At 66.5% G+C, this 22,642-nt stretch carries 20 protein-coding genes and 1 tRNA gene; 7 read left to right on the forward strand and 14 right to left on the reverse strand.

Annotated features, from left to right (window positions below; genetic code table 11):
• Window positions 1–48: 48 nt before the first annotated feature.
• From IAG39_RS27100 to mnmC, 6 genes are all read right to left on the reverse strand, one after another.
• Window positions 49–124, reverse strand: a tRNA-Lys gene (locus IAG39_RS27100).
• Window positions 125–257: 133 nt separating this feature from the next.
• The gene (locus IAG39_RS27105; protein WP_059373706.1) at window positions 258–1,055 is read right to left on the reverse strand and encodes a MetQ/NlpA family ABC transporter substrate-binding protein; all 798 of its coding nucleotides are present in this window, start codon (window positions 1,053–1,055) and stop codon (window positions 258–260) included.
• Between the two features lie 55 nt (window positions 1,056–1,110).
• A complete protein-coding gene (locus IAG39_RS27110) occupies window positions 1,111–1,764 on the reverse strand; it encodes a methionine ABC transporter permease (protein ID WP_013391556.1) in 654 nt (217 codons plus the stop codon).
• The gene (locus tag IAG39_RS27115; RefSeq protein ID WP_059373707.1) at window positions 1,721–2,809 is read right to left on the reverse strand and encodes a methionine ABC transporter ATP-binding protein; all 1,089 of its coding nucleotides are present in this window, start codon (window positions 2,807–2,809) and stop codon (window positions 1,721–1,723) included. The genes IAG39_RS27110 and IAG39_RS27115 overlap by 44 nt, the downstream gene beginning before the upstream one ends.
• A 198-nt stretch (window positions 2,810–3,007) precedes the next feature.
• Complete coding sequence (locus IAG39_RS27120) at window positions 3,008–5,233, reverse strand: glycoside hydrolase family 31 protein (protein WP_059373708.1); 2,226 nt, start codon at window positions 5,231–5,233, stop codon at window positions 3,008–3,010.
• A gap of 272 nt (window positions 5,234–5,505) precedes the next feature.
• On the reverse strand, window positions 5,506–7,377 hold the full coding sequence (gene mnmC / locus IAG39_RS27125) for an FAD-dependent 5-carboxymethylaminomethyl-2-thiouridine(34) oxidoreductase MnmC (RefSeq protein WP_118932608.1): 1,872 nt from the start codon (window positions 7,375–7,377) through the stop codon (window positions 5,506–5,508).
• 142 nt (window positions 7,378–7,519) lie between these two features.
• On the opposite strand from mnmC, the gene IAG39_RS27130 reads away from it, so the two are divergent.
• Entirely contained in the window at window positions 7,520–8,395 is an 876-nt protein-coding gene (locus IAG39_RS27130; protein ID WP_118932607.1) for an inositol monophosphatase family protein, read from the forward strand.
• A 5-nt stretch (window positions 8,396–8,400) separates the two neighbouring features.
• On the opposite strand, the gene IAG39_RS27135 is transcribed toward IAG39_RS27130, so the two are convergent.
• The gene (locus IAG39_RS27135) at window positions 8,401–10,101 is read right to left on the reverse strand and encodes an AMP-binding protein (protein WP_165867834.1); all 1,701 of its coding nucleotides are present in this window, start codon (window positions 10,099–10,101) and stop codon (window positions 8,401–8,403) included.
• Between the two features lie 75 nt (window positions 10,102–10,176).
• Between IAG39_RS27135 and IAG39_RS27140 the strand changes: the two genes are divergently transcribed.
• Entirely contained in the window at window positions 10,177–11,373 is a 1,197-nt protein-coding gene (locus IAG39_RS27140) for a M20 aminoacylase family protein (RefSeq protein WP_059373712.1), read from the forward strand.
• Window positions 11,374–11,376: 3 nt separating this feature from the next.
• On the opposite strand, the gene IAG39_RS27145 is transcribed toward IAG39_RS27140, so the two are convergent.
• The gene (locus IAG39_RS27145) at window positions 11,377–12,270 is read right to left on the reverse strand and encodes a LysR family transcriptional regulator (protein ID WP_059373713.1); all 894 of its coding nucleotides are present in this window, start codon (window positions 12,268–12,270) and stop codon (window positions 11,377–11,379) included.
• A gap of 134 nt (window positions 12,271–12,404) precedes the next feature.
• Between IAG39_RS27145 and IAG39_RS27150 the strand changes: the two genes are divergently transcribed.
• The 4 genes from IAG39_RS27150 (at window position 12,405) to pagP (ending at window position 16,176) form a co-directional block, all read left to right on the forward strand.
• The gene (locus IAG39_RS27150) at window positions 12,405–13,493 is read left to right on the forward strand and encodes a YeiH family protein (protein ID WP_059373714.1); all 1,089 of its coding nucleotides are present in this window, start codon (window positions 12,405–12,407) and stop codon (window positions 13,491–13,493) included.
• Window positions 13,494–13,598: 105 nt separating this feature from the next.
• Complete coding sequence (locus tag IAG39_RS27155) at window positions 13,599–14,009, forward strand: acyl-CoA thioesterase (RefSeq protein ID WP_054457585.1); 411 nt, start codon at window positions 13,599–13,601, stop codon at window positions 14,007–14,009.
• A 10-nt stretch (window positions 14,010–14,019) separates the two neighbouring features.
• Window positions 14,020–15,492: a magnesium transporter gene (gene mgtE / locus IAG39_RS27160; protein ID WP_054457586.1), complete on the forward strand. Its 1,473-nt coding sequence runs from the start codon at window positions 14,020–14,022 to the stop codon at window positions 15,490–15,492.
• Between the two features lie 129 nt (window positions 15,493–15,621).
• Window positions 15,622–16,176, forward strand: a complete 555-nt coding sequence (gene pagP / locus IAG39_RS27165) for a lipid IV(A) palmitoyltransferase PagP (protein ID WP_059373715.1) — start codon at window positions 15,622–15,624, stop codon at window positions 16,174–16,176.
• Between the two features lie 16 nt (window positions 16,177–16,192).
• Here pagP and IAG39_RS27170 read toward each other — a convergent pair whose 3' ends face one another.
• The 3 genes from IAG39_RS27170 to IAG39_RS27180 form a co-directional block, all read right to left on the reverse strand.
• Window positions 16,193–16,804, reverse strand: a complete 612-nt coding sequence (locus tag IAG39_RS27170) for a gamma-glutamylcyclotransferase (RefSeq protein WP_059373716.1) — start codon at window positions 16,802–16,804, stop codon at window positions 16,193–16,195.
• A gap of 159 nt (window positions 16,805–16,963) precedes the next feature.
• Window positions 16,964–17,422: an Lrp/AsnC family transcriptional regulator gene (locus IAG39_RS27175; protein ID WP_118932605.1), complete on the reverse strand. Its 459-nt coding sequence runs from the start codon at window positions 17,420–17,422 to the stop codon at window positions 16,964–16,966.
• A gap of 80 nt (window positions 17,423–17,502) precedes the next feature.
• Window positions 17,503–18,285: an SDR family NAD(P)-dependent oxidoreductase gene (locus IAG39_RS27180; RefSeq protein WP_059373717.1), complete on the reverse strand. Its 783-nt coding sequence runs from the start codon at window positions 18,283–18,285 to the stop codon at window positions 17,503–17,505.
• A 181-nt stretch (window positions 18,286–18,466) separates the two neighbouring features.
• Here IAG39_RS27180 and IAG39_RS27185 point away from each other — a divergent pair, with 181 nt between their 5' ends.
• The gene (locus tag IAG39_RS27185; RefSeq protein ID WP_118932604.1) at window positions 18,467–19,009 is read left to right on the forward strand and encodes a cysteine dioxygenase family protein; all 543 of its coding nucleotides are present in this window, start codon (window positions 18,467–18,469) and stop codon (window positions 19,007–19,009) included.
• On the opposite strand, the gene IAG39_RS27190 is transcribed toward IAG39_RS27185, so the two are convergent.
• From IAG39_RS27190 to IAG39_RS27200, 3 genes are all read right to left on the reverse strand, one after another.
• Window positions 18,990–20,684 carry a thiamine pyrophosphate-binding protein gene (locus IAG39_RS27190; RefSeq protein WP_118932603.1) on the reverse strand — a complete coding sequence of 565 codons (1,695 nt, stop codon included), beginning with the start codon at window positions 20,682–20,684 and terminating at the stop codon, window positions 18,990–18,992. The genes IAG39_RS27185 and IAG39_RS27190 overlap by 20 nt on opposite strands.
• 61 nt (window positions 20,685–20,745) lie before the next feature.
• Window positions 20,746–21,732, reverse strand: a complete 987-nt coding sequence (locus IAG39_RS27195; protein ID WP_059373719.1) for a tripartite tricarboxylate transporter substrate binding protein — start codon at window positions 21,730–21,732, stop codon at window positions 20,746–20,748.
• Window positions 21,729–22,484 (reverse strand): GntR family transcriptional regulator, encoded by a 756-nt coding sequence (locus IAG39_RS27200; RefSeq protein WP_059373720.1) that lies wholly within the window; start codon window positions 22,482–22,484, stop codon window positions 21,729–21,731. The genes IAG39_RS27195 and IAG39_RS27200 overlap by 4 nt, the downstream gene beginning before the upstream one ends.
• Window positions 22,485–22,642: the final 158 nt, after the last annotated feature.

Consider the following 22,642-nt stretch of genomic DNA (forward strand, 5'->3'; position numbering starts at 1 on the left):
TTTAGTACAGCAATGCTTGGACAGCCATTGCTTGGTACAGGAATTGGGTGGTGGGTTGTGCGAGACTCGAACTCGCGACCAACGGATTAAAAGTCCGCTGCTCTACCGACTGAGCTAACAACCCGACCGAAGCCAGAAATTATGGCCGATTTGGCGCCGTTTGTCAAAATTCGATGCAAGGCCCCAGACCAAAACGCTGTCCCTGCAACAAAAACGGCCGCTCGCGGCGACCGTTCCTGAGGCTGACGGTGCTGGGCTTACCAGGCGGCCACCACCGCACCCTTGTACTTGGTCTCGATGAACTGCTTCACGGCCGGGCTGTGGTAGATCGCGATCAGTTTGGCGAACTCGGGGCGATCCTTGTCCTTTTCACGCACGACCAGCACGTTAGCGTAAGGCGAGTCGGGTGATTCCTGGGCGATGGCGTCCTTGGCGGGGTTCAGGCCCGCTTCCAGCGCGAAGTTGGTGTTCACGGCCGACGCGTCGGTGTCGTCCAGCGAGCGCGGCAGTTGGGCGGCGTCCAATTCAATGAAACGCAGCTTCTTGGGATTTTCGACCACGTCGATCGGGGTCGCCTTCAGGCCGACGTCGGGACGCAGCTTGATCAGGCCGTTGGCCTGCAGCAGCAACAGGGCGCGGCCGCCGTTGGTCGGGTCGTTCGGCAGCGCGATGCGAGCGCCTTCCTTCAGCTCGGACAACGACTTGATCTTCTTGCTGTAGATGCCGATGGGAAAAATCACCGTCTTGGCGATGCTGACCAGCTTGTAGCCGCGGTCTGCGTTGGCATTGTCCAGGTAGGGCTGGTGCTGGTAGCTGTTGGCGTCCAGGTCGCCCGCGGACAGCGCGACATTGGGCTGCACGTAGTCGGTGAATTCGATGACCTGGATGTTCAGGCCCTGCTTGGCCGCTTCCTGCTTCACCACATCAAAGATCTGGGCGTGCGGGCCCGCGGTCACGCCGATCTTCAGGGGCTTGTCCTGGGCCAGCGCGGGCTGGGCGAATACGGCGGCGCCGAGCGCGAACGCGGCCAGCGACTTCAAAACCTTGATGCTCATGTTGCAGTATCCCGAATGTCGGAAGTGAGGAGAAATAAGTGCGGCGCCGGCAGGATCAGCGATGCGAGATGCGGCGCACGTAGCGGTCGCCCAGGCTTTGGATTACCTGGACCAGGACGATCAGCACGATGACGACTGCGGCCATCACGTCGGATTGGAAGCGCTGGTAGCCATAGCGGATGGCCAGGTCGCCCAGGCCGCCTCCGCCGATGGCGCCGGCCATGGCCGAGTAGCCGATCAGGCTGACGACAGTGACGACGGTCGCGGCGATGAGACCGGGCAAGGATTCGGGCAGCAGCACCTTCATGATGATCTGCATGGGCGACGCGCCCATGGCGCGCGCCGCGGTGATCAGGCCCGGGTCGACTTCGCGCATGGCGTTTTCGGCGATGCGGGCCATGAACGGAATCGCGGCCACCGACAAGGGCACGATGGCTGCCGTGGTGCCGATGGAGGTCTGGGCCACCAGGCGCGTGAACGGAATGATCGCGACCATCAAAATGACGAACGGCACCGAACGCGTGGCGTTGATCACCGCACCCAGCACGTGGTTGACGGATTGATTCTCGAGCATGTTGCCGCGGGCCGTCACCGTCAGGATCACGCCCAGCGGAATGCCGACCACCACCGCGATGGCGCTGGCCACGCCCACCATCAGCAGGGTGTCAAGCAGCGACGTAATAAGCAGGTCGATCAGTTGCGGACTCATGAGCTATTTCTTCAACGGTAATGTCACGGGCGGCCAGCGCGGCAATCGCGTCCTTGACCGATGCGGGCGCGCCTTGGGCCAGCACGAACATCGTGCCCACGGCCACGCCCTGGATGTCTTCCACGCGCGCCTGGATCAGGCCCACATCCAGCGAATACTGCTTGTACAGGTCGGACAGGAAGGAACCCGACGCGTCGGTGCCGGTCAGCGACAGGCGCAGCAGCCGCACGGCCTGGCCCGGCTTGGCGGCGGCAAGCGCCTGGATGCGCTCCTTGACTGCCGCCAGCGTGGCGTCGGTCAGGTCGGACGCGGTGGCGGCCGACACCATGGCGCGGGTCACTTCGTGGCGCGGCTGCGCGAACACTTCGCGCGTGCTGCCTATTTCAACCACTTCGCCCTGCGACAGCACGGCGACGCGATCGCAGACCTCGCGCACGACTTCCATCTGGTGCGTGATCATGACCACGGTCACGCCGGTCTTGCGGTTGATGTCGCGCAGCAAGGCCAGGATGTTGTGGGTGGTTTCCGGATCCAGCGCGGACGTGGCTTCGTCGCTGAGCAGCACGTCCGGGTTGTTGGCCAAAGCGCGGGCAATACCGACACGCTGCTTCTGGCCGCCGCTGATCTGGCTGGGATAGCGGTCGCGCAGATGTTCCAGGCCCACCAGTGCCAGCAGGCGCTCGACGCGGGCCGGAATCTCGGCCTTGGCCACGCCGGCGATTTCCAGCGGCAGCGCAACATTGCCGTACACGGTGCGGCGCGACAGCAGGTTGAACCCCTGGAACACCATGCCGATGCGACGGCGCTGCTCGCGCAGTTGCGCTTCGTTCAGGCCGGTCAGGGACTGACCGCCGATGGCGATCGAGCCTTCATTGGGCCGCTCCAGCAGGTTGATGCACTGGACCAGCGTGCTTTTGCCGGCCCCGCTGGGGCCGATGATGCCGAAGACCTCGCCCTGCTGGATATGCAGGTTGATGCCGCGCAGCGCCTGGAATTGTCCGTGCGGCGTGGCGTAGGTCTTGGATAGGTTCTCGATCTGAATCATGGCAAGCGATTTTGTATCTTTTCTCTTCTACAGAGAACGACTGTTTCTTTCATTTTTAATAACTACAAGCAATATAAAAGCCCGAACCCGCGCCCGGTTGCGTCCCCAAGGAGCAATGCCATAACGCGGAAAGGGCAGTCAGGAAGGAAAGCCTTCCTGACTGCCCATTTTGTGCCGGACCGGCCGCAGCCGGTTTTTTCAGCGTGCGCGCGAGATGCGGACTTCCGCGCCGCGGCGCTTGACTTCCAGGCCCTCGGACGGAGAGATGCGCAAGCCTTCCAGCCCCTTGATGTAGCTGGAGCCCTGCATCTGCATCACGCGGATCTTGTTGCGCATGACGACCGGGTTATGCACCGGCATGCCGAACATCCAGACCTCGTCCAGGATACGAGCCGAGTTGAACTCGCCCGTATGCTGCGCGGCCGGTCCAAGACAGAGCATGTGCCCTTCGCGGCCGAAAACCGGGAACTGGCCCAGTTCGCAATCGATGGTCCAGGTGGTGCCGCCTTCGTAGCGGTGCCCGGTGTTCAGGTCCCACCAGGCTTCGCCCTTGGGCAGGTACACGCGCACCTGCTTGCCGGGTTCCGTCACGGGCGCCACCAGCAGGGCCGGACCCAGCAGGTATTGCAGGTCCCAGTCGTGCGCGTGCGGATCGTTCGGGAACGACATGGCCATCGAGCGCTGCACCGGCAGGCCGGTGCGCGCCGAGTCCTCGATGGCGCCAAGCACGTAAGGCACCAGGCGGTAGCGCCACTGCATCCAGGTCTTGGCATGCGCCAGGGTCTCTTCGCCGAAGTCCCAGGGCATCAGGCCTTCCACGCCCTGGAAGGCGAAGTTCGACGAGAACACGCCGGCGGTCAGCCAACGCAGGTACAGCTCGGGCGTCATGCCGGCACGGTCGCGCGCGGCCGAGCCGATGCCATGCACCTGGACGGGCAAGCCGCTGGCGCCGATCGACAAGGCGGTGCGCAACGTATGCCGCAGCCCTTCCCAGGTGTTTTCAGCCTGCGGCCCCACCTGCCACGGCAGGCGCTGGGCGGCGGGGAACAGGTCGGAGCTGGGCACCACGCCTTCGGGCGGCACCTTCAGGCCTGCGACCGCATCGAACAGCGCACGGCGCACCAGCAGCGGATACATGCTGCGCAGCGCGGGGCCGGTTTCGCCGTTGCGGGCGGTGACGCCGTCGGGGATGGCGATCTGGGCGTCGCACGCAGGCGCGTCCAGGCCGTCTTCGACCAGTTGGCGATGGCGCTCTACCCACAGGTTGTAGATGTCGCGGTAGGTCAGGTCCAGCAGGCCGTAGGGCTGTCCGGAGGTGGCGGCGTTGCCGTCGAACACCTGGGCCGAACCGTCGTCCTTGGCCAGCAGCCAGCCGCGGTCTTCAAGTTCCTCGAACAGCGGGCTGGTCTTCAGCACGCCCGGGAAGCCGGAAGCGGCGACATGCACATGGTGCTTGTGGAACAGCGCCAGCATCTGCTTGGCGTCCGGGAAGCGCTGGGCGTTCCATTCGAAAACCGTCTTGTCCGACTGGAAGCCCCAGGCCGCCGGCTGCGCCAGCGTCACGGCATCCACCGGAATCTGGTTTTCGCGCATGCGGGCGACCAAGGCCACGGTGTCCGTGGGCATTTCGCCCGGGGCCTGCTGCAGCCAGGCGCCCATTGCCCACAGCGAGGGCTGACCCGCGCGGCCGGTCAAGGCGGTGTACTGGTTGAGGATCTCGCCCGGTTCGCCAGCGAACAGGAACATGTCCAGCACGACATCGTCCACGGTCAGCACGTAGGCGGAATCCGCGGGTGCCACGCCCACCGAATGCTCGACGCGGCGCATGGTGTTGACATAGACGCCCCAGCCTCGCGGGCTCCATGCCAAAGGCAGGGCGCGGTGCTCGGGGTCGTCGGACACCACGGATTCTTCGCGGCGGTTCAGGTCGCCCGGGGTTTCGCCCAGGCCGTATACGCGCTCGTCGGACTGCAGCGTGAAGCCCGCCGTCCAGACGGCGTCGTCGGCCTGGTCCAGCGCGTTGTGCCCGAATGCGGGCGTATGCGCGGATACCTCGGACTCGAACACCCGTTCATCGTTGCGGTAGATCGCGACGCGCACGGGGTTGGACAGGATTTCCAGGGAGACGTCGCCCTGGGTGATCCGCCAGCCCTCCCCGTCGTCGCGCGGAGCGATAACGGCTTCGCCCACGGCCTCCTGGCGCGCGAGCAGCATTTCCGCCACGGCGCGCGCACGCGCGCCGGGCTTGTCATCGGTAAGGTGATTAGCCTCGCCGCAGCGCAGGCGAAAGACGCCCGGCGCATGCGCCTCGACTACCAGGTGCAACCCATCGCCCGCGTCGAAATCGATGCGACTGGGGCGGGACGTCAGCAGCTCGACGGTTTCGAGCTGGGTAGTATGGGCAAAGTCGAACTTGGGCGGCACAGAGCATCCCCCGGCTTAAGCCAAAAACCATCAAAAGACGCTATTTTGACGGATTTGGGCTTTGAAATAAACTCGGTCCCTCATTTGGACTGCGATCTCATCCATAAAAGGGGTCTAAAGCCTTCGGCCAGCGCCCCCCAAAAGGAGCGGCCGTCGAGCCGCCAAAATGCCAGGTTCGCGGCCAACTCAGGCCAATTTGGCGCCAAATCCCGGCAATTCCTGCCATTCTACGCCACCTGGGACATGTCCCCGACGCCGCTTCCGGCTTTTTTTCATCGTGGCGAAATAAGTTGCGCCAGGTCCGTTTCCAAGGGGGACGGCTCCCCCGCCAGACGCGCGGCGATCAGGTCGCCCATGAGCGCCGACCACGACAAGCCCCGCGACGCATAACCGACGGCCAGCCACAGGCCCGGAGCGTGAGGCAGTTCTCCTACCGCCGGCAAGCGCCCTGGCAGCACGGCCCGCCAACCGGCCCAGCCCGGCAGGCTGCCGGGTTCCAGGGATTCGAAGTCGGGGAAGCCGCCGCCCAGCAGGCCAGCGGCCTTGCCCAGGGTGACACGCTGGCCCTCGGCGCCGATCCGCGCTTCGGACGCGCCATGCACGTAGGTGCTGCCGGCCACGCAGCCCGAGCCCACATCGGGCAGCAGATAGCCCTCGCCTCCGACGATGCAGCGGGGGCCGCCGCCCAGCGCCTGCGCGGGCACCAGCGTGACCTCGCCCGCCAGCGCGTGCATCTGGCCCACGCGCGGCAAGGGATCCAGCAGCCCACTATCGGCCAGCACGGCGCGCGCGCCGAACGCATTGGCCAGGATGACGGCATCGGCGCACGCCAGTTCGGCGCCGGCAACATCACGCACGCTCCAGCCCGCGCCGATGCGCTCGACCCTGGCAGCCGTGCCGGGCAAGAGGGTCACGCCGTCCGTCGCCAGCAGGGCTTCTATCAGCAGGTCAGGCCGCAACAGCATGCCCTGTCCGAAATACACGCCGCCGCGCGCCAGCGGCAGGCCGGCCAAGGCGCTGGCTTCGTCGCGGCTGACCTGGCGTACCCAGTGTTCGGGAAAAGCCAGGGTCTCCAAGGTGCCGGCCAAGGCCGCGGACCGGCCTTCGTCGCGCTCCAGCTGGACCGTGCCGCAAACCAGGGGCGCCGCGCCTGCCGGCAAACCCTGCCAGCGCGCCAGCGCCCGCAGGCTGCCGGCGCGCGACAGGCGCGCCCGCGCGTTGTCATCGCGCGCCACTACTGGCGTCAAGGCCGCGGCGACATGGCCTGCATGCGCCGCCGCGCCCTGCGCCCGGCCCGCGTCTATCACGGTCACGCGCCATCCGCGCGCGGCCAGCGCCTGGGCAATGCCCGAACCCGCCAGCCCCGCTCCCACCACCACGGCGTGGCGGGACACCCCGTCCGGGCCGCCCTGCGCTGCGCTGCCAGCCGCAACGGCGGTCGCCACCGTCATATGCCATTTGCCGCCGTAGCCAGGCGCGCGCCGCGCCTCGAAACCCGCCGTCCGCAAGGCCTGGCGCAGTTCGCCGGTGCAGGCCCAGGTGGCCAGCGTGGCGCCCGGCGCCGCCAGCCTGGCCAGGTTGTGCAGCAAAGGTAGCTCCCACATGCGCGGATTGCGTTCGGGCGCGAAACCGTCCAGGAAGAATGCGTCCACACCGACGCTCAGGCGGGACGCCAGAACCTGCGCATCGCCCAAGCCCAGGGTCAACGTGACTGCGCCGCCCTCGAACTCCAGGCGATGCAGTCCGGGCAATAAGACCGGCCATCCCGCCGCCAATTGCCGCCCCAGGGCGGCCAAGGGCTCAGGGGCATAACGCGTCAACAGAGCAGCAAGGTCTTCGCGTTCAAAGGGATGCGCTTCCAGCGACACCACGTGCAGCGCGGCGCTGCGCTGGGGATCGTCGCGCCATGCTTTCCAGAGGGCCAGGAAATTCAGCCCCAGGCCGAAGCCCGTTTCGCAGACGGTGAACGTGCGGCGCCCGCGCCAACGCTCAGGCAGGCCGTTGCCCCGCAGGAACACGTGTTCCGCCTGCCCCAGCGCGCCCGACGGCGAATGGTAGACGTCGCCATAAGCCGGACTGTAGAGCCGGCCGTCAGCATCGAATTCAGCCTTGGCGGGGATGAGGGGAGCATAGGAAAAGGACATGGAAACGGCGGCGGCAGACGAAATGGAGAATGAAAATCAGCGCGAATAGTTGTATGCAGCCGCGTTGGGCGGACGCCACGCGGCACGGCAGTTTCGGGGCTCAGCCACAGGTTTGACGCATACATAGGCTTACACTGGTTTCATGGATACCTATGATCAGCCCCGTTCGCAGACCTCGCCCATCGACCTGTGCGCCGCGATCGACGCGGCAGTCACTGCGGCCCATGCAGGCGCGGCCATACTGCAATCCTACGCGCATCACCGCGCCGATCTCGTGATCGACCGCAAGGCGCGCAACGACCTCGTATCGCAAGCGGACCGCGAGGCGGAAACCGCCATTATCCAGGAGCTGCAAACCCGCACGCCCAAGTTCGGCATCGTCGCCGAAGAAACCGGCGGCAAGCCCCAGGGCAGCGCCACCTGGTATATCGACCCGCTCGACGGCACCACCAACTTCCTGCACGACATCCCGCACTACGCGGTGTCGATCGCGCTGATCGCGCACGCTGGCACCGCCATCTCGGCTTCCGAAACGCTGGCCGAGGACACGCCCGTGGTCGGCGTGGTCTACGACCCCAGCCGCGAAGAGCTCTTTACCGCAGTCTACGGACTGGGCGCCTGGCTCAACGGCCGGCGCATCAAGTGCTCGCGCACGCCGACCATCGAAGACGCGGTGCTGGCCACCGGCTTCCCGTTCCGCGATTTTTCATTCGCCGCGCAATACATGCCCATGCTGCATGACGCCATCAACCGCGCGCGCGGCGTGCGCCGCATGGGCGCGGCCGCGCTAGACCTGGCCTGGACCGCTTGCGGCCGCTACGACGGCTATTGGGAAATGGGCCTGGCGCCTTGGGACGTGGCCGCCGGCACGCTGATCCTGCGCGAAGCGGGCGGCGCGTGTTCCGACATGCACCGCCAGGATCCCTGGCCCATCGGCGGGCGCGTCGTGGCCGGCAACAAGGCCATCGAGCGCGCCTTGCACGAGATGATTGCGCCGCACCTCGACAAGAAGGACTGACGGCCCTAAGCCGCCTTGTCTGCGGGTACGCCCGCCACCGCGTCGGGACGCAGTTCCCGGCGCAGTATCTTGCCCACGTTGCTCTTGGGCAGCTCGTCGCGGAACTCCACGTAGCGCGGACGCTTGTAGCCGGTCAGCTTTTCCCGGCACCAATCCTGGATCTGCGCCTCGGTCAGCGTCGGATCCCGCCGTACCACGAACACCTTGACGGCCTCGCCCGAGTGCTCGTCCGGCACGCCGATTGCCGCGCATTCCAGCACACCCGGATGCTGGGCCACGGCCGCCTCGACCTCGTTCGGGTAGACCTTGAAGCCCGACACCGCGATCATGTCCTTCTTGCGGTCGACGATGCGGGTGTAGCCCTGGGGGTCCATGATGCCGATATCGCCCGTACGGAAGTAACCGTCGGCGGTCATGGAGTGGCGGGTTTCTTCGGGCTTCTGCCAGTATCCCAGCATGACCTGCGGGCCGCGGATGGCGACTTCGCCGCGTTCGCCCAACGGCACTTCACGGCCTTCGTCATCGAGGATGGCCACGTCGGTAGATGGCAACGGCAGGCCGATGGAACCCGAATACGCGGTCGCATTGGTGGGATTCACGGTCGCCACCGGCGAGGTCTCCGACAGGCCATAGCCTTCGATCAGCGGCCTGCCGGTGATCTTCAGCCAGCGTTCGGCCACCTGCTGCTGGACCGCCATGCCGCCGCCCAAGGTCAGCCGCAAGCCGGAGAAATCCAGGCGCGCGAAGTCTTCGTTGTGCGCCAACGCGTTAAACAGCGTATTGACGCCGGGGAACACGTTGATCGGCACCTTGCGCCATGCATTGATGAGCGAAGGCTGGTCGCGCGGGTTGATGATGAGCACATTGCGCATGCCCGCATGCAGGCCATACAGCCCGCACACGGTCATCGCGAACACATGGTAGAGCGGCAGCGCGCTGATGATGGTGAGCTGCCGGTCCGCGAGGTCATGCACCACCGGCTGCGCCACCGCTTCCGTCTGCAGCACATTGGCCACCAGGTTGCGATGGGACAGCATCGCGCCCTTGGGCACGCCGGTGGTGCCGCCGGTGTATTGCAGCACGGCCACATCGTCCATCGACAGCGCCGGCGGCGCAAAGCGCTGGCGCGCGCCGTCGTGCAGCACGTCGGGCAGCATGCGGGCGCCGTCGATCTGCCACGCGGGCACGATCTTCTTGACGTAGCGCGCGGCCAGGTTGACCAGCGGCGCCTTCAGGCCGCCGAGCAGATCGCCGGGACCCGTCACGACGATGTGCTTGAGCTGCCCGCGGTCCGTGACGCGCTGCAAGGTATGCGCGAAATTCTCCAGGATGACGATGGCCGACGCGCCGCTGTCCAGCAATTGGCGCTGCAGCTCTTCGGCGGTATAGAGCGGATTCACGTTCACCACGACCAGGCCCGCGCGCAGCGTGCCCAGCATGCTGACCAGATAGGCCGGCACGTTGGGCATCATCAATGCCACGCGCTCGCCCTTGGACAGGCCCACGCTTTGCAGCCAGCTGGCGAAAGCCTGCGCGTGCGCATCGAGTTGCGCATAGGTGATGTTGCTGCCCATTGCGGTACACGCAATGCGCGAGGCGTACTGCTTGCAGGCCCGGTCCAGCAAGTCAGTCAGGGAGGCATAACCGTCTGTCGATATCTCCGCCGGAACCCCCTGCGGATAATGGGCAAGCCACGGACGCGTCATGGTATTTGTCTCCATTAAATTGGTTTTTGATTGATGATACCCTTGTTGCGTTCCCTTTTTTCGCCCGAGAGCCCCATGAAACTGCTCGAACCCATCGTCGCGTGGCATCACGACATTTCCAAGATCCGACGCGACATCCACGCGCATCCCGAACTGGCGTTCGAGGAGTTCCGCACCGCCGACGTGGTGGCGGCGAAACTTGAAGAATGGGGCATCGAAATCGACCGCGGGCTTGGCGGCACCGGCGTGGTCGGCATCATCCGCGGCAATCTGCCGGGCGACCGCGCCGTGGGCCTGCGCGCCGACATGGACGCGCTGCCCATGCAGGAGGTCAATACCTTCGAGCATGCCAGCACCCACGCCGGCAAGATGCACGCCTGCGGTCACGACGGCCACACGGCCATGCTGCTGGCCGCCGCGCAATACCTGTCGCAGCACCGCGATTTCGCCGGCACGGTCTATGTGATCTTCCAGCCCGCGGAAGAAGGCGGCGGCGGCGCCAAGCGCATGATCGACGACGGCCTGTTCAAGCGCTTCCCCATGGAAGCGGTGTTCGGCATGCACAACTGGCCCGGCATGAAGGCCGGCCAGTTCGGCCTGACTGCCGGCCCCATCATGGCGTCCAGCAACGAGTTCTCCATCGTCGTGAAGGGCAAGGGCACGCACGCCGGCATGCCCAACCTGGGCATCGATCCCGTCATGGCGGCAGTGCAGCTGGCGCAATCGCTGCAGACCATCATCACGCGCAACCGCAATCCGCTTGACGCCGCGGTGCTGAGCATCACGCAGATCCATGCGGGCAGCGCCGACAACGTCGTGCCCAACCATGCTGAATTGCGCGGCACCGTGCGCACCTTCACGCTGGACGTGCTGGACCTGATCGAACGCCGTATGGAAGAGATCGCGCGCCACACCTGCGCGGCGATGGACTGCGAGGTGCAGTTCACCTTCCAGCGCAACTATCCGCCGACCATCAACCACGCTGAAGAAGCCGCGTTCTGCGCCGACGTGCTGCGCGACCTTGTGGGCGAGGCCAACGTCAACGATCACGTGCAGCCCACCATGGGCGCGGAAGACTTCGCCTTCATGCTGCAGGAATTGCCGGGCTGTTATGTGTGGATCGGCAACGGCACCGGCGAACACCGCGACAGCGGCCACGGCCTGGGCCCCTGCATGCTGCACAACGGCAGCTACGACTTCAACGACGAGCTGCTGCCGCTGGGCGGCACGTACTGGGTCCAGCTGGCGCTCAAGCGCCTGGCCAAGGCCTGACCCTCAAACGCCGTCCGCCGCCCCGACCGCCAGGCACATCGCCAGGAAGCGTTCGGCGGCGCGGGCGGCCGCGTCTGCGTGCGGCACCAGAATGCTCAAGGTCCGCGTCAGCGGCTTGGGCAACAGGCGCAAGGCCGCCAGCGCCCCATCTTCGTGGCGCATCGACATGACGGACACGAAGCCCACGCCCAGTCCGGCACGCACCGCCTGCTTCACGCCCTCCACGCCGGCCAGCTCCAACCCCACCGACGGCGCCAGGCCCGCATCCGCAAACGCACGCTCCACCAGCCGGCGCACGCCCGAACCAGGCTCGCGCATGACCAGCGCCGACGTCGCCAGGTCGCGCAGCATCACCGCCCCCTTGCCCGCCAGCGCGTGGTCCGCGCGCACCACCGCCACCACTTCGTCCTGCCGCCAGGCGTGCACGGCCGTGTCGGCGGGCAGCCCCGCAGGCACGTCGCCCTCGATGAACGCCAGGTCCAGGGCCGGCAGGCGCTCGACTATTTCACGCGTGTTGCCGTCCGACAAATGCAGGCTGACCGCCGGAAAGGCATGGCGGAAATCCGCCACCAGGCTGGGCAGCAGATAGCTGGCGGGGGTGGTGCTGGCGCCCAGGCGCAGATCGCCGGTTTCCAGTCCGCGCCAGGATTCGCGCACCGCCTGGGCCTGCCGGTACACCTGGCGCAACTGGCGGGCCTGCTCGGCCAGGCGTTCGCCGGCTTCAGTCAGCGCGATGCCGTGGCCACTGCGGCGATACAAGGGCTCGCCGAACCATTCCTGCAGCATCCGCAGCTGGCCGGAAACGGCGGGCTGGGACAGGTTCAGCAACTGCGCCGCGCGGCTGATGTTGCCGGCATCGGCCACGGCGGCAAAGGTAAGCAATTGGTCGGGCGTCATGGTTGCCGGGTCGGGGCCACCTAAATATCAGAATTACTGATATTACATATCTGAAATAAAGATTTTTCAAATAGTAGGCGGGAAATTAATATTTCGTGAAGTTATTTAGATATGCCTCCTCCAAAAGGCCAGCCATGAGTACCTCTTCCAGCACCGCCGTCCCCCTGCCCGCCACCCCGGCCTCGCCCGCCGCCGCTCCCGCCGCCACGCCGTGGCGGGACAAACTCAATGGCGTGCTGTTCGTCGGCTTGATGGCCGCCGCGGTGATGCAGCTGGCGGACCTGCCCGCGATCCGCCAGCTGGGCTTTTCGCCGCTGGTCGTGGGCATTGTCTGCGGCATGCTCTACGGCAACTTCCTGCGCGGCACCATGCCCGCCGATTGGGGCGTGGGCGTGAACTTCACCGCAAGGCGCCTGCTGCGCATCGCCGTGGCCTTCTACGGCCTGAACATCAGCATCCAGCAGATCGCCGCCGTGGGCCTGCCCGGGCTGGCGGTTTCGGTGGCGGTGGTGGTGGGCACGCTGCTGCTGGGCACCGTGGTGGGCCAGCGCCTGCTGGGCCTGGACCGCGACACCGCCATGCTCACCGCCGCCGGCAGCGCCATCTGCGGCGCCGCCGCCGTGCTGGCTTTCGAGCCCACGCTGCGGGCCGCCCCGCACAAGAGCGCGGTGGCCGTGGCTACCGTGGTGCTGTTCGGCACCTTGTCCATGTTCCTGTACCCGGTGCTCTATCACGCAGGCTGGCTGAATCTCGACACCCAAGCCCTGGGCATCTATATCGGCGGCACCATCCATGAAGTCGCCCAGGTCGTCGGCGCAGCCAGCAATGTCGACCCCGCCACCACCGAAGTCGCCACCATCGTGAAAATGACCCGCGTAGCCCTGCTGGTGCCGGTCCTGTTGATCCTGGGCTTGTATCTGCGCAGCGCGGCCTCGCATGCGGCCGGCGGCCAGGGCAAGGGCGCCAAGCTGCCCATTCCCTGGTTTGCGGTGGGCTTCCTGGTGCTGGCCATCATCAATTCGCTGAACATCATCCCCGCCGACGCCGTGGCCGCCATCCGCCGCCTGGACATCTTCGCCCTGACCATGGCCATGACCGCGCTGGGCATCGAAACCCGCTTTGCCCAGATCCGCAAGGCCGGCCCCCGGGTGATGGCGCTGGGCCTGATCCTGTACCTCTGGCTGTTGGTCGGCGGCTACGCCATCGTCAAGCTGGCGTCCTGATCCCTGGCCCGCCGCGCCCAAGGCCGCGGCGGGCTTTGCGCACGCACGCCGCTGTCGCGTTTTTCCTGCATAATCGGCTGGTTCCCTAGCAGTGGAGTCGGCCGCATGACCTCCAGCACCAAAACCCCGTTTACGACTTTGCCCGCCGATCGCGACGCGGTGTTGCGCGTCATGCCGATGCCGGCGGACGCGAATATCCACGGGGACGTCTTTGGCGGCTGGATCATGTCCCAGGTCGACATCGCCGGATCCATCCCCGCCGCGCGCCGCGCCGCCGGACGCGTGGCCACCGTGGCGGTCAACGCCTTCCAGTTCAAAGAGCCGGTGTTCGTGGGCGATCTGCTCAGTTTCTACGCAGCCATCATCAAGACCGGCACGACGTCGGTCACGGTGTCCGTCGAGGTCTACGCGGAGCGCCAGCGGCTGGACGCCGAGATCGTCAAGGTCACCGAGGCCACGCTGACCTACGTCGCCACCGACGAAGCCCGCCGCCGCCGTCCCCTCCCCACTCTTTGAGCCGTAACGCATGACGCAGTCCGCCGCCGCGCAGAAACCGCCCGCGACGCCCCGCCGCCTCGACCCGGAAGACGCCCAACACGCCCTGGCGGAAGTGCAGGAACGCCTGCGCCGCCAGCAACTGGTTGCCGACCTGGTGCATCGCCAGGAGGAAGGCGACTCCAAGGCCTCGCTGGTCGAGGACCTGGTGCACCGTCAGCACGAGGCCGAACTCAAGACCCTGCTGGACGGGCTGCATCCGGCCGATATCGCTTTCATCCTGGAGTCGCTGCCCAAGGACGAACGGCAAGCCATCTGGAAGCTGGTCAGCCCCGAGCACGACGCGGACGTGCTGCTGGAAGTCGAAGACTGGGTGCGGGAATCGCTGATCGAAGCGATGGACCGCCAGGACCTGGTTGCCGCCACCGGCAACATGGACGCCGACGAGCTGGCCGACCTGGCGCCCGACCTGCCGCCCGACGTGGTGGCCGAAGTCCAGAAGGGCCTGACCGAAGAGGAACGCGCGCAGCTGCTGGAAGCCATGGGCTATCCGGAAGACAGCGTGGGCGCGATCATGGACTTCGAGATGGTCCGGGTGCGCGAGGACGTCACCCTGGAAGTGGTGCTGCGCTACCTGCGCCGGCTGCACGAACTGCCCGACCACACCGACCAGATCTTCGTGGTGGACCGCCAGGACAAGCTGCAGGGCATCCTGCCGCTGTCCAAGCTGCTGGTCAGCGAGCCTGAAACCGAAGTGCGCGCCGTCATGAACTCGGATTTCCTGACGCTCAACCCGCTGGATTCCGACGCTGACGCGGCCGGCGCCTTCGAACGCTACGACCTGGTCTCCGCGCCGGTCATGGACGACCAGGGCCGCCTGATCGGCCGCGTGACCATCGCCGACGTGGTGGACGTGATGCGCGAAGACTCCCAGGAGCAGGCGCTGTCGCGCGCCGGTCTGCAGGAAGAAGACATCTTCGCGCCCGTCTCCACCGCCCTGCGCAACCGCGCCCCCTGGCTGCTGTTCAACCTCTGTACCGCCGCCACGGCATCCTTCGTGGCCTCCCAGTTCGAAGGCACGGTCAGCCAGATCGTCATCCTGGCCTTCCTCATGTCCATCGTGGCCGGCATCGGCGGCAACTCCGGCAACCAGACCATGACCCTGATCATCCGGGCCTTGGCGATGGGCCGCATCACCGGCCGCAACCTGTGGCAGCTGGTCAAGCGCGAACTCTTCGTCACCCTGATGGTGGGCCTGTGCGGCAGCCTGGTGGCGGCGCTGTTCGCCTGGGTCATCTCGCACTCGGTGTCGATCGCGCTGGTGATGATGGCCGCCATGGTCTGCAACATGCTGGTCGGCGCGTCGGTCGGCGTGCTGGTGCCGATGGTGCGCGCCCGCTTCGGCAAGGATCCTGCCATGGGTTCTTCGGTGCTCCTGACTTTCGCCACCGATTCGCTGGGCTTCTTCATCTTTCTGGGCCTGGCCACGATTTTCCTGCTGTAGTCCGAATACAACAGCAGGAAAAATCCGCTTCCCTCTGGCGGCGCCTGCTTGACAGCTAGCTGACAGGGTCGAGGACGACTGTTCCATTACAGTAATGGGATTGTCATCTTCCCCCTTTCAGCGCCCACAATGACCGCAAGATTCCGGGCGGCAATCCTTTGCCTGCTGCTCGCCACCTTCGCCGCCACTGCCCAGGCCTGTGACAGCATGCCCTCATGGGCACAGTCCGCCTGTAACCGCCTTGACCAGATCTGGACGGAAGGCGGCAACGACCTGTACTTCACCGGCTATTCCTGGCACAACCGCGCCACCTACAGCAAAGAGAAGATCGACAGCTTCAACGAGCTGGCATGGGGCGGCGGCTACGGCCGCAGCATCTACGACGAAGACGGCGACTGGCAGGGCCTGTACGCCATGGCCTTCCTGGATTCGCACAGCAAGGTCGAACCCATCGCCGGCTACGGTTTCCTGAAGATCGGGCGGGTCAGTGAAAACGTCCGCCTGGGCGCGGGCTACACCGTCTTCCTGACGGCGCGCCACGACATCATGAGCTATGTGCCGTTTCCCGGCATCCTGCCGCTGGTGAGCGCCAGCTACAAGGACACGATGCTCTACGCGACCTACATCCCGGGGTCAGCCGGCGCGGGCAACGTGCTGTTCATGTTCGGCCGCTGGCGCTTCTGACGCTGACCTTCAGGCGTCAGAACGCCTGACCCAGCCTGCGCACCAGATCACCCAGGCGCCAATCGTCGATGCCGTGCGCGCGCAGGGCGCGCTCGGTTTCCACGACATAGTCCAGGCAAGGCCCGGAATGCCCCACGGCATTGCGCACGGACGCCAGTAGACGGTCGTCGCTGAGGCCGGCCGCGTATTCCTGGCAGGCCCGGTTCAGCAGGAACACCAGCCCGCGCACCGGCGCGGCTTCCGTATGGCAGGTGAGCCAGCGCGGCGTGTAGGCGCCGGTGACCATTTCCCGGCGCCACAGCGCCTGGAACACCGCCGGCACGTCGCAGGCGGCGATCTGAAAGGCCACGCCGCGGCAGCAGCCGCCGCGGTCCAGACCGAACACCAGGCCGGGGTTGTCGGGCGAGCCGCGATGGTCGTGCGACCACAGGCACAGGGACCGGTGGTAGCCGCGCACCGTTGCCAGCCGACGTTCGCGCCAGGTGAAACCGGGATGCCATATCAGGGAACCGTAGGCGAACACCCACAGGTCGTCGACGCCGTTCCAGCCGCCCAGCAGGTCATCCACCGAAAGCGCGCGCCGCGAATTTTCCGTACCGGCGCAGCCGGCGGGTACTGCCAACGACATAGGGTCCTCTGATATCCCGATTCATCCCATGATGGGAGTGCGGATATCCTACGCCGTAGCCTGCGCAAAAGAATTGCGTGATGGGGGCCGGCCGGCGGGCCGAATGGAATTTGCATCCCCGCCGCCCCCTGCCATGGAAAAAAAATTGCGCGCGCCCGCCTATACCGCGTCCAGCGGCAATTCCGTGGTGCTTTTGATGACTTCCATCGAGAAGCTGGCGCTGACGTCCAGCAGGTCCACGGCAGCGATCAGGCGCCGGTAGAAGCGGTCATAGGCCGCCATGTCCTCGACCACGACCTTGAGCAGATAATCGACGTCGCCCGCCATGCGGTGGAACTCCACCACGTTGGGCAAGGCCATCACGGCATTGATCAGGCTCTGCGTCCATTTCTCGTTGTGCTGGCTGGTCTTGATGGAGACGAAGACCGTCAGGTTCAGGCCCAGCGCGCAGGGATCCAGCAAGATGGCGTTGCGGGCGATGACGCCGTCATCCTTCAACTTCTGGATGCGGCGCCAGCAGGGCGTGATGGACAGGTGCACTTGCTCGGCGATCTCGGCGACCGAACAGGTGGCGTCCTTCTGCAGCAAGGCCAGTATCTTGATGTCCGTCTGGTCCATGGGTTTCCTCGGCTGGATCGGCCCCAATCTTGCCCGTTCCGCCTGCCCGCGTCCAGCCTGCGCCCCCGGGGCGCCGGACTTCAGTAGGTCCCGGGGTAGCCGCCGCCGTCGATCAGGATGTTCTGCGCGGTCATGTAGCCGGCCTGCGCGGAACAGACATAGGCGCACAGCGCCCCCAGCTCTTCGGGCTGGCCGTAGCGCCCGGCCGGATTCGCGCGTCCGCGCTCGTCCCAGAGCTGTTCGAAGCTCTTGCCGCCGGCCTGCTCCAGCATGCCCTGTATGTGCCGGACCTGCGCGTCCGTGGCGAAGGCCCCAGGCAGCAGGTTATTGATGGTGACGTTGTGGCGCACGGTCTGGCGCGCCAGGCCGCTGACGAAGCCGATCAGGCCCGAGCGCGCGCCGTTGGACAGGCCGAGTTCAGCATGCGGCGCCTTCACGCTGCGCGAGACGATGTTCACGATGCGTCCGAAGCGCCGTTCCATCATCCCGTCCACGACCCGCCGGATCATGTCGATGGGTCCCAGCATCATGCCGTCCAGCGCCGCGATCCAGTCGTCGTGGCTCCAGTTGCGGAAGTCGCCCGGCAGCGGGCCGTCCGCATTGTTGATCAGGATGTCCGGATGGGGGCAGGCGGCCATGGCCGCATCCCGGCCCGACGCCTGCGTCAGGTCGGCCGACACCCAGCCCACGCCTATCCCGGTCTCATGCGATATCTCGGCCGCGGCCTGCTCCAGCGTGGCGGGGTTGCGGGCGGCGATCGTGACCGCCACGCCCTCGCGCGCCAGTTGCAGGGCGCAGGCCCGGCCCATGCCGCGGCTGCCGCCGAATACCAGTGCCGACTTGCCGCTGATCCCCAGATCCATGCCTGACTCCCCTGTCATTGCGCTGCCCGGCGCAGCGTTGCGCCAAAGCAGACCAGTATAGGAGCGCGGGGCTGCCGGGCGGAATGGAATATTTTTCCAATCTGCGGCCCTGACGCGCCGAATTTGGCAAAGGCATTCCAGCGCAAGCTCCTACCATGGAAACTCTGCCTGGAGGCCTGCCATGTCTTCCATCCAACTCGCCGGCGGCGGCCTGCAATCGCTATGCGCATCGGTGCAGTCCGCCCAATTGAACGCCGCGCGCGCCCTGCTGCGCGACCTGGCCGCCAGCGTCGCCAGCGCCGGCGACATGCTGCAGAACCTGCCCGCGGAGCTGCGCGCCGGACGGGCCGAGTCCTACACCCGCCATATCGCCTACGCCGATCCGCACGGCGCCTTCACGATGGCCTACCTGATCTGGCGGCCCGGCCAATTCAGCCCGGTGCATGGCCACAAGACCTGGTGCACCTATCAGGTGCTGCAGGGCGAACTCACGGAAACCCACTATCGCTGGGATCAGGAGTCCGCCATCGCCCAGGCCTGCGGCACGGTGACCCGCCGCCCTGGCGACATCGTCACCGCCACGCAAGGCCTGCGCCAGATCCACCGCCTGGGCAACGCCGGCCCGGACATCGCCGTGTCACTGCACATCTACGGCGTGGCCCGGGACGATCTCTGCACCGGCGTCAATCACCTGGTCGACAGCGTCAACCCATCCACTGGCTGACCGGCGCGGCCGCGTCCTGCAGCGGCTGCGCCACCACGTCGATCAGCGCCGGACCGTCGTGCTCCATTGCTGCCTTGATGGCGGCATCCAGCTTGGACGGGTCTTCGACGCGCCACGCCTTGACGCCATAGGCCTCGGCGATGCGGGCGTGGTCGGTGCGGTTGAAATCCACGCTGTAGTAGCGCTTGTCGTAGCCCGCTTTCTGACTGGCCTTGATCCAGCCATAGACCGAGTTCGAGAACACCACCATCAGCAGCGGCGCCTTGTGCCGCACGATGGTTTCCAGTTCGCCCACCGTGAAGCCAAAGCTGCCGTCGCCCATCACCGACACGCACTTGGACTGGGGCCGGCCCACCCAGGCGCCCAGGGCGGCCGACATGGAGAAGCCCAGCGCGCCATGGGCGCGGTTGGTGATGAAGTGCCGGCCGGGGCGCGACACGTCGTAGTAGGCGGAAAAATACGGGCAAGGCGTGCCGGGATCGGCGCAGACCACCGCGTCGTCGGGCAGCAGGCGGTTCAAGGACTGCACCACGCGTTCGGGGCGGATGGGCGCGTCCTGGCTGTGGGCCAACGGCTCCAGTTGCGCGCGGCGCGCCTCCTTGGCGCGGCCGGCCAGCACCGCGCCGTCGGCGGCGTCGGACGGACGGTGCGCCAGGCGCGCCGCCACCTCCACGCCCAGGGCTTCCAGCGCCAGCTTGGCGTCGCCCACCATGCCGACTTCGGTCAGGTAATTGGCGCCGATCACCATGGGGTCGATGTCGATGTGCAGGATGGGCACGTCGCGGTTGGGGAAGCGCCAGTGCTCGGTCGACGTGGAGCCCGCGCGGCAGCCGACGAACAGCACCACGTCGGCCGCGGCCACCACATCGCGCGTCGCCATCACGCCGCCGTTGGAGCCGACCACGCCCGCATTCAGGGGATGGGTGTCGGCCAGGCTGCCCTGCCCGCTCACGGTCAAGCAGACCGCGGCCTTGAGCGATTCGGCCAACTCCTGCAGGGCGCCGCTGGCGCCGGCGATGACCACGCCGCCGCCGCAGATGATCACGGGCGCGCGAGCGCCGACCAGCCGCTGCGCGGCGCGCGCGACGTCCAGGGGATCCGGCGCGTAGCGCATGGACGGGAAGCGCCCATGTTCGGGCTGGGCCCAGACATCGGACGCGTCCACCTGTTGCTTCATCACGTCGTACGGAAAGCACAAATGGGCGGCGCCGGGCTTGCCCGTCGTCATCGCGCGGAAGGCCGCGCGCACCATGCCGGGAATCTGGTCCGCGCGGTCGATGGTGCGGTTCCACTTGGTCAGCGGACGGTACAAGGCTTCCTGGTCCAGCTCGGTCAGCGGATACTTGCCGCGCGAGCCCACTGCCACGTCCGAAGTAATGCCGAGCACCGGTATGGACGATTCGTTGGCCTCCACCAGGCCGGGCAGCAGATAGGTCGCGCCGCCGCCGCTGGGGCCTTCACACACGCCGACCTTGCCGGTCACGCGAGCATAGGCGTCCGCCATGTAGCCGGCGCTGCGCTCGTCGCGCGTCAGGATGTGCTGCATGCCGTGGTCCAGCCGGTACAGCGCGTCGTAAAACGGCAGGCTGGTGTCGCCGCACAGGCCGAATATGTGCTTGACGCCGTTGTGCTGCAGCATGCGCACCATGGCTTCGGCGCCGGTCATGTTTTCCATGTCATCTCCATTTGTGTTGCACGCATCGCGGCCGCACGGCGCTCCGCCGGCCGCGCCTCGTTCAGTTGTCCAGATTGATGTTGCTGCTCTTGATGAAGGCGCTCCACCGGTCGTATTCCGACTTCACGTAGGCGTCCAGCGCCGGGCCGTCGGAGGCCACGATCTCAAAACCCGCGTCCGTCACCTTCTTGCGGATTTCCGGGTCGGCCAGCACCGCCTTGAAGTCGGCCGTCAGCTTTTTCACGGTCGCTTCCGGCGTGCCCTTGGGCGCGAACATGCCGCTCCAGGAATAGGCGACAAAGCCCGGGAAGCCGGACTCCGCCACGGTCGGCACGTTGGGCAGATCGGGCAGGCGCTTGTCGCCGGCCACCGCCAGCGGCTTGATCTTGCCGGCCTGGATCTGGCCGCGCAGCGCCGCAAAGCTCAGCCAGGTCATGCTGGCCTGGCCGCCCACCACCGCCTGGATGGCCGGTCCGCCGCCGCCGTACGGCACGTGCAGCAACTCCACCTTCGACAGGCGCTTGAGCTCTTCGGGCGCCAGATGGTTCAGCGAGCCCACGCCGGTGGACGCGTAGTTGAACTTGTTGGGCGGCTGCTTGGCGGCCGCGGCCAGGAACTCCTTCAGGTTGTCTCCCGGCACGCTGGGATTGGCGCCCAGCACCAGCGGGAAGCGCACGGTCTGCGAAATGGCGACGAAGTCCTTGAAGGTGTCGTAGGGCAGCTTGGGCTTTACGGCGGGGTTGATGCCGTGGTTGTCGAAGCTGACCAGCAGCGTGTTGCCGTCGGGTTCGGCGCGCGCCACGAAGGCGGTGGCGATCTGGCTGGCCGCCCCCGGCCGGTTTTCGACCACGACCGCGCGGCCGCCCAATTGCTGCGACAGGCGCGGCTGCAGGATGCGCGCCAGGATGTCGGTGCTGCCTCCGGGCGGATACGGCACGACCAGCACCAGCGGCCGCTCTTCGGCCGCGGCCGGCGCCGCAATGAAGGCCCCCGCCGTGGCGGACAGCATGCATAGCGCAGCCAGTCCGCGCTTTATCCCGTGATTCATAGCATTTCCCCTGCTTGTATGGTGTTGGCCGGCGCTGCCGTGGCGGGTTCGGCCTGGTCCCGCATGTAGATCGTGGAAAAACCGGTGCGTATGACGTCGGTGATCTGGTCCAGGCGGCGGCCGATGTGCGCGCTCATCAGTCCCGGCAAGGCGTCGATGTCGCGCCGCTCCAGCGCCTCGACGATGCGCAGGTGCTCGCCCTGGGTATGGCTGCGGCGTCCCTGCTGCATGTCGATCCAGCGCACGAAATGAATGCGGGCATTGACGCTTTCCAGCGCGCGCACGAACTCCTCGTTGCGCGAGTAGCGCGCCAGCGTCAGGTGAAAGGCCTCATCGAGCTCCAGCAAGCGGGTGGCGTCGCTGTCCTCGGGTACGTCGCGGGAACGCTCGACGAATTCCCGCAGGCTCGCCAGCTCCTGGTCGGTGGCGCGCTCGCAGGCCGCGCGTACGATGCCCGCCTCCAGCACGGCGCGGTATTCGTAAAGGCTGTGGATCTGCTTGGCATCGAGCAGGCGGGCAATAAAGCCGCGGTTGACCGAACGGGTCAGGAAACCTTCGACCATCAACTGGTTCAGCACCTCGCGCAGCGGCGTGCGGCTGACGTTCAGCCTGCGGGCCAGCTCGACCTCGTTGATGCGTTCACCAGGCTTGAATTCGAAGCGCACGGCCATCGCCTTGACCGCGCCATACAACTCGGCCTGCGCTTCCTTGGTGCGCGCTGCAGGCCGGATTGCGACTGAGGGTTGCGTCATGCCGGATCACCTGGGTTCGGTTGGATCGTCGGGAATGAATTGCATACTAAAGTGCATACACTTGACCCAACAACCCCGGGTTTCCCCGAAAGCGGGCTATTGTCAGCCGCACTCGCCATGGCCCTCGGGGCGAAAAAAAGCCCGCGGCGCGGACGCTG

The organism is Achromobacter xylosoxidans (assembly GCF_014490035.1).
GTDB classification, from domain to species: domain Bacteria; phylum Pseudomonadota; class Gammaproteobacteria; order Burkholderiales; family Burkholderiaceae_B; genus Achromobacter; species Achromobacter bronchisepticus_A.